This window comes from Scytonema sp. UIC 10036 (genome assembly GCF_009725235.1).
In genome coordinates this window covers 1-17389 of the sequence record NZ_WJFC01000166.1, presented here as the reverse complement: position 1 = coordinate 17389, position 17389 = coordinate 1, and the positions used below count along the sequence as shown (strand labels likewise).

At 42.2% G+C, this 17389-nt stretch carries 19 protein-coding genes; 4 read left to right on the top strand and 15 right to left on the bottom strand.

Features of this window, described 5'->3' with window-relative positions; genetic code table 11:
• Nucleotides 1-4 precede the first annotated feature (4 nt).
• Both F7734_RS45700 and F7734_RS45695 read left to right on the top strand, forming a co-directional pair.
• Nucleotides 5-2374, top strand: a complete 2370-nt coding sequence (locus F7734_RS45700) for a DUF5906 domain-containing protein (protein ID WP_243147432.1) — start codon at nucleotides 5-7, stop codon at nucleotides 2372-2374.
• A 76-nt stretch (nucleotides 2375-2450) separates the two neighbouring features.
• Nucleotides 2451-3521, top strand: coding sequence for a hypothetical protein (locus F7734_RS45695; protein ID WP_155750971.1), 1071 nt, complete (start codon nucleotides 2451-2453; stop codon nucleotides 3519-3521).
• A gap of 91 nt (nucleotides 3522-3612) precedes the next feature.
• Here the strand turns inward: F7734_RS45695 and F7734_RS45690 are convergent, their stop codons facing one another.
• Nucleotides 3613-3792, bottom strand: coding sequence for a hypothetical protein (locus F7734_RS45690; protein WP_155750970.1), 180 nt, complete (start codon nucleotides 3790-3792; stop codon nucleotides 3613-3615).
• 352 nt (nucleotides 3793-4144) lie between these two features.
• Here F7734_RS45690 and F7734_RS61250 point away from each other — a divergent pair, with 352 nt between their 5' ends.
• On the top strand, nucleotides 4145-4303 hold the full coding sequence (locus F7734_RS61250; protein ID WP_166482553.1) for a hypothetical protein: 159 nt from the start codon (nucleotides 4145-4147) through the stop codon (nucleotides 4301-4303).
• 2 nt (nucleotides 4304-4305) lie between these two features.
• On the opposite strand, the gene F7734_RS45685 is transcribed toward F7734_RS61250, so the two are convergent.
• The 4 genes from F7734_RS45685 to F7734_RS45670 all read right to left on the bottom strand — a co-directional run bounded on the left by F7734_RS45685 (nucleotide 4306) and on the right by F7734_RS45670 (nucleotide 7412).
• The gene (locus tag F7734_RS45685; protein ID WP_166482552.1) at nucleotides 4306-4653 is read right to left on the bottom strand and encodes a type II toxin-antitoxin system PemK/MazF family toxin; all 348 of its coding nucleotides are present in this window, start codon (nucleotides 4651-4653) and stop codon (nucleotides 4306-4308) included.
• Between the two features lie 5 nt (nucleotides 4654-4658).
• Nucleotides 4659-4937: a hypothetical protein gene (locus F7734_RS45680; RefSeq protein ID WP_243147431.1), complete on the bottom strand. Its 279-nt coding sequence runs from the start codon at nucleotides 4935-4937 to the stop codon at nucleotides 4659-4661.
• A 90-nt stretch (nucleotides 4938-5027) separates the two neighbouring features.
• Entirely contained in the window at nucleotides 5028-6026 is a 999-nt protein-coding gene (locus tag F7734_RS45675; protein ID WP_207714363.1) for a formylglycine-generating enzyme family protein, read from the bottom strand.
• A 12-nt stretch (nucleotides 6027-6038) separates the two neighbouring features.
• On the bottom strand, nucleotides 6039-7412 hold the full coding sequence (locus F7734_RS45670) for a sulfatase (RefSeq protein ID WP_155750969.1): 1374 nt from the start codon (nucleotides 7410-7412) through the stop codon (nucleotides 6039-6041).
• Nucleotides 7413-8020: 608 nt separating this feature from the next.
• On the opposite strand from F7734_RS45670, the gene F7734_RS45665 reads away from it, so the two are divergent.
• Nucleotides 8021-8710, top strand: coding sequence for a hypothetical protein (locus F7734_RS45665; RefSeq protein WP_166482551.1), 690 nt, complete (start codon nucleotides 8021-8023; stop codon nucleotides 8708-8710).
• Nucleotides 8711-9560: 850 nt separating this feature from the next.
• Here the strand turns inward: F7734_RS45665 and F7734_RS66455 are convergent.
• From F7734_RS66455 to F7734_RS62495, 10 genes are all read right to left on the bottom strand, one after another.
• Nucleotides 9561-10046, bottom strand: a complete 486-nt coding sequence (locus tag F7734_RS66455) for a DUF3368 domain-containing protein (protein ID WP_166482549.1) — start codon at nucleotides 10044-10046, stop codon at nucleotides 9561-9563.
• Nucleotides 10039-10290, bottom strand: a complete 252-nt coding sequence (locus tag F7734_RS45650; RefSeq protein WP_155750968.1) for a UPF0175 family protein — start codon at nucleotides 10288-10290, stop codon at nucleotides 10039-10041. The genes F7734_RS66455 and F7734_RS45650 overlap by 8 nt, the downstream gene beginning before the upstream one ends.
• Nucleotides 10291-10676: 386 nt before the next feature.
• Entirely contained in the window at nucleotides 10677-11153 is a 477-nt protein-coding gene (locus tag F7734_RS45645; protein WP_155750967.1) for an ArsC/Spx/MgsR family protein, read from the bottom strand.
• A 116-nt stretch (nucleotides 11154-11269) separates the two neighbouring features.
• Nucleotides 11270-11881 (bottom strand): cupin, encoded by a 612-nt coding sequence (locus F7734_RS45640; RefSeq protein WP_155750966.1) that lies wholly within the window; start codon nucleotides 11879-11881, stop codon nucleotides 11270-11272.
• A gap of 113 nt (nucleotides 11882-11994) precedes the next feature.
• Nucleotides 11995-12477, bottom strand: a complete 483-nt coding sequence (locus F7734_RS45635; protein ID WP_155750965.1) for a hypothetical protein — start codon at nucleotides 12475-12477, stop codon at nucleotides 11995-11997.
• A 139-nt stretch (nucleotides 12478-12616) separates the two neighbouring features.
• Nucleotides 12617-13234, bottom strand: a complete 618-nt coding sequence (locus F7734_RS45630; protein ID WP_155750964.1) for a heme-copper oxidase subunit III — start codon at nucleotides 13232-13234, stop codon at nucleotides 12617-12619.
• Between the two features lie 112 nt (nucleotides 13235-13346).
• Nucleotides 13347-15050 (bottom strand): cytochrome c oxidase subunit I, encoded by a 1704-nt coding sequence (ctaD, locus tag F7734_RS45625; protein WP_155750963.1) that lies wholly within the window; start codon nucleotides 15048-15050, stop codon nucleotides 13347-13349.
• A 106-nt stretch (nucleotides 15051-15156) separates the two neighbouring features.
• The gene (locus F7734_RS45620; RefSeq protein ID WP_155750962.1) at nucleotides 15157-16152 is read right to left on the bottom strand and encodes a cytochrome c oxidase subunit II; all 996 of its coding nucleotides are present in this window, start codon (nucleotides 16150-16152) and stop codon (nucleotides 15157-15159) included.
• 321 nt (nucleotides 16153-16473) lie between these two features.
• Entirely contained in the window at nucleotides 16474-16767 is a 294-nt protein-coding gene (fdxB, locus tag F7734_RS45615) for a ferredoxin III, nif-specific (RefSeq protein WP_155750980.1), read from the bottom strand.
• A gap of 416 nt (nucleotides 16768-17183) precedes the next feature.
• A partial coding sequence (locus tag F7734_RS62495; RefSeq protein ID WP_207714361.1) for a hypothetical protein occupies nucleotides 17184-17389 on the bottom strand: 206 nt, incomplete at its 5' end.

Genomic DNA, 17389 nt, shown 5'->3' with positions numbered 1-17389 from the left:
CAATTTGCCTGTTGAAAACGCGCTGCGTGCAATTTCTGTTGATGACGCCTGGGTCTACGAGGAGTCGCGTCAGCCACAAGCTTTCCAAAAACCAATACTTTGGGTAACCGCTCCCTTAGCGGCGCGTCCCCTCTCACCACTGTTCGACCTCGTTCAATTTGGGGATAGCGAGAAAATTGTCCCTGGCGACCACTATCTTGTTGTTGAAAAACATACCCCGGAAGAACTTGTCAAAGCTTGCGGTTGGCAGCTCAAAGCAGCTGGGATAAACTGCAAGGTTTATAGAGTGAAAACCAGTATAAATTACCTACTTGAAGAAAGCGCGAGTCACTTAAACTACTTGCTTCAAGAAAATTTAGGAGTGTCTCTTGCAGAAATCACGCTCCTGATTCTCGATTACTCTGTTTCTTTTTGTGAGTGGGAGGTAACCAGGGAAACAGAGCAGCTGACAACCAGAGTTGCTGTAGAGATTGCAAGAAGTGCGATCGCTTTCCTCCCAGAACCCCAGAAATCGGTAGAACTTGCCACCTTGAGAAAGCGTTGTGGAGAATCATCTTTTGATTGGAACAGGCTTATGACCAGCATTGAAGAAGAATTTCGCCAGGAGCTGAAGAAGCGAAAAGGGGAAGAAGTTGACGAAGACACAAACGTTAATATCCCAACCAAACCTCAAAAAATCCCACCTGCAGACGTGATAGCGCAACGGATTGCTAAAGACTACAAAGGCAAGATTGCTTACAACAATGAAATTTCGCGGTGGGTGAGGTATGAACCTGACTACCCTGGTGTGTGGTCTCTTGAAACTGACGAATTTATCGAGTCTATCGTTTACCACATCTTAACTGCTAGGGGCATCCAAGGTTATAACTCTCACAGTTACATTACCAACATAGTCAAGTCATTGCGAAACCAACTCATTGAGCGCAAATGGGTTGAACCTTCCCCTGACCAGCTGCTACCTCACCGTAATGGTGTTCTTGAGGTAGCAACAGGAAAATTGCTCCCCCATTCCCCCAGTTACCACTTCACTTGGTCTTTGCCCAGAGACTATAACCCTAAAGCAACTGATTGGTCTAGCATTAATTCTTTTCTAGACCATCTTTCCGGCAATAACCCCGCAATCAAAGATTTGTTGTTGTGCTACTGCAATGCCGTTTTGAAGGGACGCCACGACCTACAAACGTTCTTGCACCTAATTGGTGTGGGTGGTACTGGAAAGGGTACATTTGCAAGGCTTTTAACGAGTTTAATTGGTAAAGAAAACGTTCATACCACTACCCTCGATGACTGGTGCAGCAATAGATTTGAAGGTGCTAATGCCTATCGCAAGCTAGGGGTGTTATTTCCCGATGAAGAAAGACAATCTGGAAAACTAGGCAAGTTTTTGAGTCTGACTGGGGAAGATTTAATTCGTGCAGAGGAAAAGAACAAGAAGGCTTTTCACTATCGCTATGATGGGATGGTTTTGGTGCTGAGCAATTTACCCATTTTTACTGGAGACTGTGCTTCTCGCGTTAAACGCCGTATTCTCACCGTGCCTTGCAATAATCAAGTTTCAATCTTCAAACGGTGTCACAAAATAGAAGATCGGTTTGAGTCCGAACTGCCAGCATTCACCAACCACGTCTTAAGTATCCCAGACGATCGCGTGACTGAGGTTCTTTTGGGACTGGTGGAAATTCCAGAATGTACGCTCGAATTTTGGGAAAACCGTATCCGTACTGACTCTATTGCTGCTTGGTTAAACGACTGGGTCATTTACGATCCCATGGCGGAAACAGCAGTGGGCAGTAATAAAGATGAGATGGACAACGGTGACCCCATCACTTTATACGGTAGCTATGCCCAACACTGCCGCCGTTCTGGAGTTCAGGTAAAAGCCGTCAAGAATTTTTCACCAGACTTGCTGGAACTTTGTTGCTCTGTACTGGGATGGGAAGTCGAAAAACGAATCACCAAGACCGGAAAATTCATCAGGGGGTTAAGATTGCGATCGCCTAAAGATTATGACATTCCAACTCATGATTACTCCCTGCTACAACGGGTGACGGATGCGGTGACGGTTGAAGAACAAGGCGGTGACGAGCTAGAATGCATATCCAGTAAGGCTTTTACCAATGGTGACGGGAGAACTCTTTATTCTGGGGAAAATACAGAGCCTTCATTAAACTTATTGGATGACCAAACTGTTGAAGAAATACGCATACCCGAACAACCAGAAACAACTGAATTGTCACTTAAGCCAGAACCCTCTATTCGTAAAGATTGCGAACCGTCACCGCTATCGTCACAAGACACGATATCCGAATGGATGAGTGAGGAGGGTGTACAAGCGACTCAAAGAGTGGCTTGTTCGACTAGATACAGAGGTTGAAAGTACTTAGAGAGCAAATCTCCAGATAAGAAACAACTACTTATCGCTCAGTCCTTCTAATACTAAGAGAAATATAATGCTTGCAACAAACCTATCAAAAGTCTCCGAGCCGTCTCAACCATACCGCACGCTCAAAATTGAACCGGAATTCAAAAACCTGATTCCCCCATTGTCAGCTGAAGAAAAAGCACAACTAGAAGCAAATTTGAAGGAGTTCGGCTGCCTCGATCCATTGATAATCCAAAAAGGTACGGGTATTTTGTTGGATGGTCACAACCGCTACGAAATTTGTACGCGCCTTCAGATACCTTACAAAATAGTGGAGATTGATTTACCCAGTTGGGAAGCAGCTATTTGTTGGATTGCCAATCACCAACTAGGACGGCGTAACATCACACCAGAGACGGCAAGCTACTTAAGAGGTAAGCGCTATCTGCATTTGAAGGGCGATCGCTCTGATAATCTCAAGCAAAACTCACCGAACGGAAAAAATTTCCTATCGGTGGATGTGGCGAAGACGCTAGCAGAACAGTACAAAGTGACTGACCGCACTATCAGAAACGATGCTCAATTCACTGCATCATTGGACACCTTAGCCCAGGTTTTGGGAGATGACCTCAAGCATTCTATCTTGACTCGTACTGCTGGATTAACGAAAAAAGAAATTCTCTCTTTGGCTAAAGTTGTACAAGATGAAGGGAAAGAAGCAGCACAAAGAATACTGAACAATAAGCAGAATTTAACGGATATCACCGAACAGATAAAAAACAAGCAGCGCGTACCCAATCCCAGACGTGTTGGGGAAGTCTGTCAAATTATTGCTAAAGGAAATCCGGAGTTAAAAAAGTTTTCTAAATGCTGGACCATAATTAGTGAGGTAAACTTACACAGTTGTTACATTAAAACTTGGAACATGGATTTTCCGACCGTCAGACCAGAAAATTTAGAACCATTGTATGTTAAGTGTGAAGTGACGGCTGCTCAAAATATAGAGCGTATCCGAAAGCTGAGCGATAAAATTTACAAAGAATATGAATCTACTCATGTAGCTGTATTGGAGACATTGGCAAGAGTACCCGACCCATCCAGTCTTACACCTAAGCAAGAGAGAATGCTCGCTTTTCTAGAACAGGAGTATGAGTTGTAGTAGATTGAGGGGGCAATACGAATACTCCTACAACTTGCGACGAATGAAAAAATTGAGACTGTCCTCCGGGCATATACGGGCGATCGCAATATCAACAACCGACAATTTGCTTGCGTAAAAAAGTCAGTAGATCATCGGGAACCCATATTTTAGGTGGTGCTCCTGGTTCATTTACCATACGTACTACCCGATGTGTTGAAAAGTCGCATTGTTCGCACAGAACAATGGAATCTGCCCACTCTTGGTCAGGAGGAAAATCTTCATCTTGCATTGCTTCATCAAAACTCTTTTTTACAGCTTCTAAAGGTTCAAGATTAAGGTCAATATCCGTTATAACTTCTTTTGACTTTTTACAGAATAATCAATTGTATATTCTATCCAAATGACACCGGGCTGGGTATGAGAATTGATAAATTCAGTCATATTTACGGCTATTGCTATGAAGCAAGATAGCTTTACTTTGATGAAAATGTCACTATCTCAATCCTGAGATTTGACAAAGACACTTAGTATTACCGGATATAGCTTCATAAATTTTTACATAAGAAGGGATTGCGATCGCAAAGCGTTTATATTTTATTCTACAAACAAACCCTCGGTAGCGCGGTAAAAAGAAAACTCTAGTGATTACACGCGATTTAGAAGGAGAATTGTGTCGGGTATTAGTTCATGAACCACCCGATTTAGTCGAGAATACCGCCACGCTGACGGTCGTCATTGTCTTTTTTAGGGTTAATTCATGCACCAACATTGCTGTAGCTAGTCCAGCATCATGTACGTGAAATCACAGACCCAAACAGTAGCGAACAGTCGCTTCAATTTCCAGCATCTTTGCGTCGGAAATTTGACCAGCTGCTTCAGCGGGAAACCGCCCTTTGTCTAAAGACCTTACTTGAAAACACATGAAAACTGTTTCTATTGGTAATCCGCTTTCTTCTGGGTAAACACGTACATTTATTGGGTAATCGTGCTTAATATTAATCCCTTTGGTGCCTACTACTACGGTCACAACTAGAGGTAACTCGTTGAGGGTGTCAGTGGATAATATCAAGACAGGTCGTGTACCCGCCTGCTCCCTTCCCTGAACTGGATTGAGATTTACGAAATAAATTTGACCTCGCTGAATGCTCACAGCTTTTACAAACCATCCATCTCAGCAACGGCAAATTCATTGTTAATGGCGGCTATTTCTGCTATAATATCAGGATCGCTAGCCATTGCCCTTAATTGTTGCTGTATATCTTTCTCATCAGCAAACAAATTGGCTGTCTGTTGCTTTTCTCGGACTTGTCTTGCGATACGTTCGAGCAGCCATAATTGTTCTTCTAGGGATAAGGCACGGATGGAGCGCTCGATTTCTTGTAAACTCAGTAATATCATTTCTCTGGCTCTTCCAGCTAAGGCATACTTTTTCATAAGTCCATAATTTTAGCACAACAAATCGAGATTGCTAAACTGCTGCCAATTCAACAGGGTGCTTTGGCATGGGAGTTTTGTACGCCACAATTAACTCACGCGTACAACACAACGAAATCCGATATGACAAGTTGAGGTATCAACTGTTTCTGGATGCCTTGCTGCTGGTCGATAACGCTGGCAGTAGTTGGGCGCACAAAGAAAAGAACCTCCTTTAAGGACTTTTCTTGGTATTCGAGCTTGCGGCACAATTGGATCGTAACTCTCTTCTTTGGTGGCACCTCTAGGGTTGATGGGAATACAGCAGGGTTTTGTTTTGTTTTCTGGGTGACGAGCTTGATACCAATCTGTTGTCCATTCCCAAACGTTGCCTACCATATCATATAAACCATAGCCATTTGGAGGATATAAACCAACTGCTTCTGCTCCAGGAGGATTTGGTTTTAGATTTTGCCAGGGAAACTCTCCTTCCCAAGTATTTGCCATTCGCTTGCCTTGAGGCGCAAATTCATTACCCCACGCATAATCAGCATTATCTATCCCACCACGAGCAGCAAATTCCCACTCTGCTTCTGTTGGAAGTGATTTACCAGCCCAAGTCGCATACGCTTCTGCATCTTCATAGGCAATATGCACTACGGGGTAATTTTCTCTCCCCTTAATAGAACTACCAGCTCCTGATGGATGTCGCCAGTTAGCACCAGGTACATAAACCCACCAGCTACAATTTTGTAAATTGACTGGTTGTTTCGGCTGCTGAAATACAGCCGAGCCAGCGACAAGCAGTTCTGGTATAGCACCTGGATAATCTTCCAGCTTTGGTTGACGTTCTGCAACAGTTATATAGCCAGTTGCTTTGACAAAACGTTGGAACTGTTTATTGGTGACTGCATAGCGATCCATCCAGAAACCACTAACACGAACAAGATGGGCTGGGCTTTCTTCTGGGTAGTGGCGATCGGACCCCATCATAAAAGTCCCGCCCGGTATCCAAACCAGATCGCGATCGCGTGGTTTGTGATGAGGTTTGGGAGATATTTGTTTGCCAAATTTATTATTTAAATTCTCTTGGCATAATCTTTCTTGCATAACTTGCTTTCTTTATGCCGGATAAGGCAATACTTGTGCATCCCACGCTTGAAATTTATTGCGAAGTTGTCCTAACACCTCAGGGTAGTCATCTTTGAGGTCTGTTTGTTCCCCTTCATCAGTGGCAAGGTTAAACAGGTATTCTTTTTCTCCTTGCTTTAAGTACTTCCAATCCCCACTCCGGACTGCAGCTTGAAGTGGTTGTGAAGAACCAGGGCGATTGGCTTTGTAGCGCCAGTAGAGCGATCGCGGATAAACAGCTTTTTTACCTAAAATAACAGGCAGCAAATTGCGCCCATCAAGAGGATAGTTGGGATCGGGTTCAGTGCCAGTTGCTGCCAGAATTGTCGCAGTCAAATCCATCGTAATAGTCACTTGAGTATTCACTTGATTAGATGGGATAACTCCAGGCCAGCGAATAATGGCGGGGACGCGCAAACCACCTTCATACAAACTCCCTTTTCTGCCTTGAAAGAGACCAAAATTAGAGTATTGTTCTCCTCCATTATCACTGACGAAAATAACTATCGTATTGTTAGCCTGACCTGACTCTTCTAAAGCTGCTAGAACTTTACCAATTCCATCATCAAGGCTTTTCATCATTGCAGCATAAGTTTCCAGCGAACCTCCTGCAGTGAAGCTATTAGAATTGTAAAAAGTTCGACTTAATTCCTCATCGTCCGGTCCCTCCCAAGGCCAGTGTGGTGCAGTGTAATGAAGGCTGAGATAAAATGGACGAGTACGAGGTCTTTTAATAAAGTTAACAGCACGTTCTGTATATAAATCTGTCGAATAACCTGGTCGATCTACAAGTTCTTCACCTTCATAAAAATCAAGAACTCCACCGCCAGTTTTATGAGTGAAGTAGTCAATGGCTCCACTATAGTTGCCAAAGAACTCATCAAAGCCACTTTTTAAAGGACCGTAATTGGGTAAAAAACCAGTATGCCATTTACCTACCAATGCAGTCTCATAACCGTTAGTTTTTAAAAGGGAAGCAATTGTTGGGTGTTCCGGAGGCAATCCTATAGTCTCTCCCCCAGCCAAAGGTTCTTGAAGACCAACCGGCAATCGAGCTGGATAACGACCTGTAAAAAAGCCTACCCGTGTTGGCGTACAAACAGTTTGTGCTGCATAAGCATTAGTAAACCTTGTACCTTTTTTCGCTAGTTGGTCTAAATTTGGTGTTTGATAATTAGTCTGTCCGTAGATGCTCAGGTCGCCCCAGCCCAAGTCATCCGTTAAAATAAACACTACATTTGGACGCCGTTGTTTGGCAGAAACAGAAGAAAAAAGGCTATCCGCTCCCATAGTTAGAGCTGTACTGGCAATTGCAGTGCCTAAAAATTTGCGCCGACCGATCGCCTCTGGTAGATCTTTGTGCATATCCCAACCTTTGTGCTTGTTTTGTTGATTGCCCCCCACCTCGTTCCCAGGCTCAGCCTGGGAATGCCTTAATGGAGGCTCCGCCTCCTGATTTACTCCACACGCTCTGCAGAGCCAGCTGTGCTGAATTCACAAGCTTTGGCACCGGATGGAGAGAATACTACTCTAATCAATGGATTAGAGATAATTTCGTACCATGCATTTTAAAAATACGGTAAATCCATAAAATAACAGTACTTTACTTGCCAATGAGAACATCATTGCATACGGGGTGTACGTGAGGCAAGTATTTCTCAAACAAAAATAAGCATTGTGAGGATATGCTTCTGTGTTATGTATAATTTCTTCTCTAAGTTATTCAAAAAATAAGTAATTTCGGGGATTTATCTTTTCAATTAAATAGTACAATTGTTCTAAAAGAAAGAGTTTTTGTTCGGCTATCACCCTTAACTGGGGTAGGAGTTTCTTGTATGTTCAGCCGCATGACATATCTTAGCATATTAGCCAAGGACTGAGATAAGGTGTTTCCACTGGTACACAGAGCAGTTGGAACTTGAATGGCAACAGGCAACAAGTATTGATTTTTTCCCTCCACAGTATTCCATAATATGATGACCCCAGTAAAAAGTGCGATCGCAACCGGAGTTGACAAACCATCCAAAACAACATCTGAGTTTGAGCAACAGTATTTTGAAGAAACCGTTATCAATAGCGTCGCTCATGAAAATATTTCCTTCTCAACCCTGGCGGAAGTAACCAAGGCGATTTTGCATCATGCCTTTTGGTTAGCTGACCAAAAACGGAAGCTCTCTGTAAAGGAGTATAAAAAACTACTTCTTGATAAAGACTGGAAAGGCGAGGAAAAAAGGTATCTCAAGATAGCTGCTGCATTTGGAAAATTTTTGCCTCGTGAGTTAGCACACGTAGAGCCAAGAACTGTTTATCAGTTAGCGGAGAACAGCAAGAAGTACCAGCCTGTTATAGATAAACTTCTAGACTTAACAGCAATTACACAAGAGGCTGTTCGTTCTTTAATCAAAGAACAACGCACTCCTAGAAAACCGAAAGCCGAAAAAGCCAGTATTTGGCGGCGAACAAGTGATGGGAGGAGGTATTGCCAAATTCCACCAATTCACGAACCAGACGAAAGGACAGGGATCGCTTTACAAAAGATGATGGATGAAGAAGGATTGAGCGCCCAGCGGATTGTAGCAGAAGCTATAGCCTTGCGATCGGCATACAAAGAAGGGCGGTTAGTCGTTGTAGATAATCCAGAAGTTAAAATTAGTGAAACATAAAAACAGGTGCGGATAAAATCTCCGCACCTCTACCTACAAAAACAAACCTTGTTAAGAGGAACTATATACTTACATTTAGATAGAGAATAATGAAGAATTTGTGGAGAGAATTATCAAGCGTTGAAAAATTGGCAATTTCGCGATCGCATTAGTTTAATCAACAACAAGACACAATTCCAATTATATCTTTTGGAAATTTAAGAATCTCCACAACTTCTTCATTTTTTTAAATTACAGTTAATAGTAGCGTTACTCATAACGCCGCTATATAACTAACTTTCTATTTCTAAACACTTATGCTAACCTCCCCTTAGGTAATACCTGAGGGGTATTTTAATAGTTAAGAATTTTAGTAGGTTGGGTTGAGCGACAGCGAAACCCAACAAATGCTGTAGATGTTGGGTTTCGTTCCTCAACCCAACCTACGTGTTTTGGAATTTATGTCTCAGCCCTTGTAGTATTGCCCCTTAGGTAATACCTGAGGGGTATTTTAATAGTCATATTTATTAAAAAGGTGCAGAGGGGTTATCCGCACCAGTGCCTGAAAAACAAACTTTATCAAGAGAAACTAATATTTAAGTTATCTAAAAAAAATGAAGAAGCCGTGGAGATGATAATAAGTTACTTTGTGGTCTGTTCTGACTAAATCAACAGAACATTTTGGGCGTTAATTTACCAGAGATGTGCCATATCCGGATCATCTTGTCATCACCTGCTGTAAGGAGTCGCTGGCTATCCGGGCTAAAGCTGACACTCCTGACCACTTGACGAGAATGGGCAGACCATTGTTAACTGCAAACGAGATGCATCGTACATACTATCAGGAACTATCGAATCAAAATTTTCCTACCTATATTTCATTAGCAAGTGCCAGCACGCGTCGTCGAATATCTTCTGAGAGCCACATTCCTGCATTGCTCAAACGCGCAACAAATGGTTTGATGGTTTCAGTGAGACCTTGAGATTTTGCCTCAAGAAGAATCTTAAGGGTTCCCCAAACTTGAAGACCCGCAGCTTGAGCAATCCGCCGTGCCAATGCATCGTCTAGGAGAACGACGCACTCTGGATTTTCTAATGCCAGTGCCATTGCTGCCAGTTCTCCCGCACCTAAATCCAGAGATAACCATTCAGATGGCGTGGAGCGTGGTTGTCGAAGTTGAAGCCAGTGGTAGTTTTTTGGGTTTGGAACATCATATCCTTTCTGCCGCCCCTCGTGTAATTCAAAAACAACCGAATCTGGAATCCAGATTTCGCCAAACAACTCAGGCAACCAGTGCAGTGACTCAATTCGATACAGATAAAGTAGCGGTGATGTGTTTGAGATAGCTTTAAGCACGCCGACTTTCCAATTCGTGTAGTTCTGCTTCTAATGGAAAAACTTTATAACGCTCTAGCGTTAATAGAAATTCAACTCGTGGCATTCCAGCAAGTTCAGCGGCTCGACCTGAGGAGAGGCGGCCCAATTCGTACAATTTAATAGCTGCTAGTATACACAATTCACGAGAAAAAGCTGCTTCGTCAGTCTTTTCAGCCAGCAACACCTTTTCCGGGATACTGATTACAATCTGTCGGGTTGCCATTGTTTGCATTTGCCTGCTTGAAGTTAGTTTGAGCCATGAATGGCTACCTACAATCTTACACCACCAGTAACATGACTGTCCCACTCGTTAAATTATTATCAATCTGAGTCACATACGTTTGATAAACTTGAGGCATTTGCTTCACTACCTTTGACCGATTTCTAAGACTTTAAAACGATGACCAATGAGCAGGTTTGAGCAGAAATTATCTAACAGTTACTAGCCCCTCATCTGTACTCTCTCGTTCCGGTGATTCTACCACAGAGTGCAGGCTGTGAGGCGGAGCCTTGCTGACCCCGTTGCAGACTGGAGGCGGAGCCTCCCTTAAGGCATTCCCAGCTTGAGCTGGGAACGAGGTGGGGGAATGAGATGGGGGATCTATACTACTAATGCTTGCAAGAACCATGTTCATGTTTGTGCTCGCCATGTCCATGACTGTGGCCGTGAGCACAATTTTGCAAGTCTTGTTGCATCAAAGTTTCACTCATTTCTTGAAGAGACTCATCTGCAGGCTTTAAACCAATCCATGCATCAAGCAGTTCCACATCAAAACCGACCTCACGACGATCGCCTACTTCAATCAAAGGACGACGTATGAGTATAGGCTCTTTCAACATCAGCAGCAAAGCGCTTTCAGCATCCAGCTTTTCAGGAACCACCTCACCGGATTGTACCCGTGGAGCAGTACGATTAAACCATTCAGACACGGGGCGATCGCCAAAAAATGAGCGCAAACGTTCAGCTGTCCAAGGTTCGGTCAATAAATTGTAAGCTACAACCTGATGACCTGCAGCAGTGAGTAGAGTTTTTTGCTTAACACTACCTCTACAGCCCGGTTTTTCATAAAAAATGATTCTTGCCATAAAGTTATCTCCATTATTGGTTAATGGTTAATGGTTAGTGGTTAGTGGTTAGTGGCTAGCGATCGTAAATAACAACTAACAACCAACAACCAACAACTAACAACTCATTAATTGAGTTAAAAATTTTTAGCAGCGAAATTAACTGGATCGAACTCAAATCTTTCTCGCATACGAGTTTCCCCGTAAATATTAAAAGTTACAGTTGGTTTATCCCCAACTGCTTCTACACTGTGAATCGCATCAGGAGTAAAGCTAATAATATCTCCTGGGAAGAGAGTGAGTTCTCCAGTTCGGTCAATTTTGTCTTGATACTCTGAATGAGGGATTCGCTGCCAAAAAGTATTTCTCTCTTCACCTTTTAATACTGCGACTACACCCCAAGTTCCATGATTGTGAATTGTTGACACAGTTCCCGGTGCAAATGTCACAGTTTGTACGGTAAATGGAAAACCTAATTCATCATACAGGAGTAGAATAGAAGTTCCTGTTTTAGTACAAGGTTCTAAATATCGACTTTGTACCCAGTAAGAGTTTACAATTAAGCGCCTAACCAACATCCTAATGTCTGGAAGTTGGCTAGTTTCGTCTTCAACACCATTCAGAACATCTTCTACTTCAGTTAGAAACCGATATAGACGATAATTCTCCCTTAATAAATCCCATGGTCTAACGGATTGACAAGCTTGATACTGTCCGTCATCAGTGACAAACCAATCCCTACCTTTCATAAGATTTTAGATTTTAGATTTTAGATTTTAGATTTTAGATTTTAGATTTTAGATTTTAGATTTTAGATTTTAGATTTTTAATCCAAAATCCAAAATCCAAAATCCAAAATGGGTTATTCTTCTTCTTTAGTGCGTGTTAAAATATCATACAAAATACCAGCCCCAAACTCATTTTTATCATCTATTTCTTTTACTCTAGCACTAATTTCTTTAGCTTTCTCTATTTCTCCTAGCTTTGCTAAAACTAGACCAGAAGCAGCATATGCATTGAGGTATAATCTGATTTCATAATCATCTTTCCGACTAGCTAATATTGGTTTAAGTTGCTCCCATTGAGCAGGAAAATTTTCTGCTTCTTTAATTCTATCTATAACTTTGGTTGCTGTTTGCAGTGCCATTTGGTAATTATTTTTGTAAAAAAAATATCTATAGGCAGCTACTAAAACGTCTGTATATTCTCCTGTTTGGGCTAAGGCTTGATTCATATATTTCTCAGATTCCAAGGTATTTTCCCAGTTTTCTGCTGCAAGTATCAATAACTTTTTGATGTCTTCTGGGATTTGAAACCACGAAAATTTGTCTGCTTCCATTTGCATAAAATTTCTCCTTAGCTAATGGCTAACAGCTAATAGCTAATAGCAATGAACAATTAGCAATTAGCAATTAGCCATTAGCCATTAGCAATTAGCAATTAGCCATTAGCCATTAGCAATTAGCCATTAGCAATTAGCCATTTCAAAACTGCGTCAGAATATACAGTAGGGTGAAAAGAATAATCCAAATGATGTCCACAAAGTGCCAGTAAATTTCTGCCATTTCAATACCAGTGTGTTTGGTGGCAGAATAGTGACCGGGACGCCGGGAACGCCATAACACGCCTAAAATCAATAACAGTCCCACAAAAACGTGTAACCCGTGGAATCCGGTCATTAAGTAAAAACAGTTGGAAAAGATATTGGTTGTTAGACCATATCCTAAGGTTAAGTACTCAACGATTTGACCGAGTAAGAAAATTGCGCCCATGAGTGCAGTGATTTTATACCACTTTTGCATTCCTTGGACATCGTTCTTCTTAATGGCAGTATCACCTAAGTGAATGACAAAGCTACTTGATACCAAAATAATGGTATTGATTGTAGGTAATAATAGCTCTACTTCTGTGCCGTGTGGAGGCCAAACATCAGCGCTACCTCGAAAGAAGAGATAGGTGGCGAAAAAGCCTCCAAACATTAAGGATTCAGAAACGAGGAATGCTGATAGCCCTAATACGCGTAAATCTGGATGTTCTTCGTGGTGAATCGCGCTTGTTGTTTCTAGAGCTATGGGGTTGTTAATATTTTTTGCTGCGTCCATAGTAAATCTTTAGTTTGGTATTGGAGGCGGAGCCTCAAGGTAGGCATTCCCAGGCTGAGCCTGGGAACGAGATAATACTGGAAGGCTCAGCCTGGAAACGAGGAATGAAAAACTATTGTGCTGGAACAGCCGTTTCACTTGTTTGTGGAGCAGCGTTGTGGTTATCCAAGCCGTAGTCGTAGGGACCTTGTGTGAGCACGGGTAGAACTTCCCAGTTTTCAACTAAGGGTGGTGAACTGGTTGTCCATTCTAAGGTCAATGCATTCCAAGGATTGTCTCCGGCTTTTCTTCCAGCAATCCAACTCCAAATGATGTTGATGGTGAATGGAATTACTGATAGTCCTAAAATGTAGGCACCGTAAGTACAAATCTGATTGAGCGAGATAAATTGCGGATCGTACATCGCAACTCTTCGGGGCATTCCTTGCAAACCCAATTCATGCATGGGTAGGAAGGTTAGGTTGGTACCAATCAAGGTGAGGATAAAGTGAATGCGACCTAAAGGTTCGTTCAGCATCCTTCCCGTCATTTTGGGGAACCAGTGATAGATGCCAGCATAAATTCCAAATACAGAACCACCAAACAAAACGTAGTGGAAGTGTGCTACGACGTAGTATGTATCGTGAACGTGAACGTCGAAGGGAGCAGTTCCCATAGTCACACCACTCAATCCACCCATGACAAACATGGATAATAAGCCAAGGGCGAAAAGCATGGCTGATGTGAAGCGAATTTTGCCTCCCCAAAGGGTAGCAACCCAGCCAAAAATCTTGACGCCAGTGGGCACGGCAACGATGAGGGTGGAAATTGTGAAGAACATCCGCATCCAACCGGGTGTACCACTGGTGAACATATGGTGTACCCAGACGACCAAACCTACAACGCAAATTGCCAAACTTGAATAAGCGATCGCTTTATATCCAAAAATAGACTTGCGAGCGTGAACTGGAATGACTTCGGACATAATGCCGAAGATGGGCAGAATCATTAGATAAACTGCCGGGTGGGAGTAGAACCAAAACAAGTGTTGGTAGATAACTACGTTGCCACCTGCATCTGGTTTAAAAAAGGATGTACCAAAATTGAGATCGAACAACAGCAGTATTAACCCTGCGGCTAAGACTGGAGTTGATACAAGTGCCAATACTGAAGTTGCCATAATCGCCCAGCAGAATAGAGGGAGTTGATCCCATTTCATGCTGGGAATTTTCATCTTCCAAATGGTAATGACAAAGTTTAGCGATCCTAAAATTGAGGAAGTTCCTACTAAAACAATGGCAAGTATCCACAGGGTTTGAGCGGCGTTGGCGGTAACCAAACTCAAAGGAGGGTAAGCTGTCCAACCAGATTGCGAACCGCCAAACAAGAAACTACCAAGTATCAGCAATCCTGCTGGTGGGTTTAGCCAAAAAGCGATCGCATTCAGTTTTGGGAAAGCCATATCTCTAGCACCAATCATCAATGGCACTAAATAGTTCCCAAATCCACCAATAGCGCTAGGTACGATCCATAAGAAAATCATGATCGTCCCGTGATTGGTCATGAAAGCGTTATACAGGTTAGGGTCAAGCAAATCTGCATCTGGGGTTGCCAGTTCAGCACGTATGGCAACAGCCATCAGCCCACCAATGAGGTAAAACAGAAATGCTGTTACCAGATACTGGATACCAATCACTTTATGATCGGTATTGAATGTGAAGTAGTCATACCATTTCCACGCTTGAGGATGCTCGGCGTGAATTTGATGTGTAGCTACTTGAATTTCGCCTTGACTCTTTTCTGGTGGAGTGTTAGGTGGAAGTCCTACTTGGGTCATATTTTTTCCTCTGTTAGTTGTTAGTGGTTAGTTGTTAGTGGTTAGTTGTTAGTGGTTAGTTGTTAGTGAAATTTTCTACTAACTACCAACTACCAACCACTAACCACTAACTACCAACCAATGACTTGAGAGTTGTACTTTGGATTTCCAGATCTCGAACATAGGGGGCGAGAAACTCGGATGTTGATAAATCGGCAGGTTTAACTGCAACAGCTTCTTGCAATTCTTGCTTTTGAGCGACAAGGTTTTCTTCTAACCAGCTGTCAAACTCTTCCTTGGAGTTGTGAACAACAACTTGCGCTCTCATTGAACCGTGGTAGCCACCGCACAATTCAGTACAAACTATAGGATATGTACCTGGTTTAGTAGCTACAAATCTCAATTCGGTAGGTATACCAGGAATTGCATCTTGCTTCAAACGAAATTGTGGAACCCAAAAAGAGTGAATCACATCGGTTGCAGAAATGTTTAGTTGTACATCTGTGCCAACAGGAACGTGTAATTCTCCTGCACTAATACCACTCTCAGGGTAGTTAAATACCCAAGCAAATTGCATTCCCGTAACGTTAACAACCAAGTCAGCTGGCTTATCTTGTTTTTGTGGAGTTCCGCCAAAGCCATATTTTGGAGTCGCAGGAGAAGCCGTTGCTGTTTCTGACTGGCTTGATGATGTATCACTCAAGGTAGCAGCAATCGCACTTCCTGGCATTTGGGCTACATGAGATGGTGAATGATTTCCTGCTGAAAACCCTCCCATCTGTTGATAAACATCAACGCTGTAGATTCCCAGACAAATAACGATAATCGATGGAATCGCAGTCCAAAAAACTTCTAAGGGAACGTTTCCTTCTACATGTACGCCATCTGTATCGTCTCCGCGACGGCGACGAAATTTAACTAGAAAAAGTAAAATGGTGCCTTCTACCACTATAAACAAAGCAGTAGCAATGGAAACCATAATGTTAAAAAAACCATCTACCAGAGGCGCTTGTTGCGATGCTTGTACTGGTAATAAGCTGTGGTTTTGTCCAACCCAAATGCTGAAAATTGTGACAATCATTCCAGCAACTAGGGTCAATAGTGAAACAGGAATTTGTTGCATAAATGCCTGCTCTTTACAAAGAACGGGTTAAGGGTTAGGGGTTAGTAGGGGCGCTCTTGCATTGCGCCCGTACATAATTAGTAGGTAGTGGTTAGAAAACTACTAACTACTAACCACTATCTACTCTCATTGAGACAATCTCTCTACTTCAAGGTAAAGAAGTCTTCTTCTACAAGCTTAACCAGTAGTAGAGCAGATCGCTTGAGTCTTAACAATTGATTAGGGTATTGGTAGCAAGGTTTAATATGTTCATAGCAGACAAATTGCGATTTACGTTTTTGTTTACTGCGAACTTTTTACTCAGTTACTGCCCCTTCATCCTTAGTTATTCAGAGCAGTATGAGTGTAGCAATTTTTGGAGCAAATTTTCGCACACGCTTCACAACCAATACAATTGTCTCTGTTAGCGATCGTCATAACCTTCTTTTCAATTTCATCATCTTCTTCATCTTCTACAAATTCGCCTTCTTCATTCATTGCTTTCAGCAGTAGCACATTGTGTCCGCAAATTTTAAAACATCTGCCACAACCAATGCATTTTTCTTGGTCAATTGCTTCAACAAATTTAGGTGTCCAAGTTGCACCACCAAATGTCAATCCTGTTACTGTTGCCATGATTTTGCCTTCTGTCAGTACATCTACAAATGTTACTCTTTCGTTCATACTAACATAAGGTTATTTTTGCATTCTTAACTTCTTCCTACAATCTTTGGTTTCATGAAAGTTTTCTGACTTACAAAATTTTGTTAAGGCTTTTTATATTTAAATGCAATTTTTTTTTAGAAGAAAGGCAGAGGAAGAGGGCAGAATTTCTAAGGTATTAGGCTAGATTAAGCGATCGCAAAACCCAGTTTTATTGAATCTTTTTTGAATTTTCTACCTCAACCCAATCTACGACTTGATGCTATTTATTAGCAACAAACTATTGTGCAGACTCCAGATAATAGTAAAGAGTATCACTCCATACACAATTAGTTCTTCTTTCTGTTTCTGTAAAACTCTTATAAAAGAGTTTCCTTTTTATAGCCTTTTTAGAAAATAAAAATGTTATTCCAATACTGCTCGGATAAGAATTTTTGTAGGTTGGGCTTTCCCCTTGGTGAACCCCAACAAATGTCTGTAAATGTTGGGTAAGGTTCCTCAAACGCCAGTAAAGGTGCGGAGGGAAACCCTCCTATGGCGCATTCGCGCCACGCACACGGTTCAGGGCTGGCTCCCCAACCTACGTGTTTTCGTA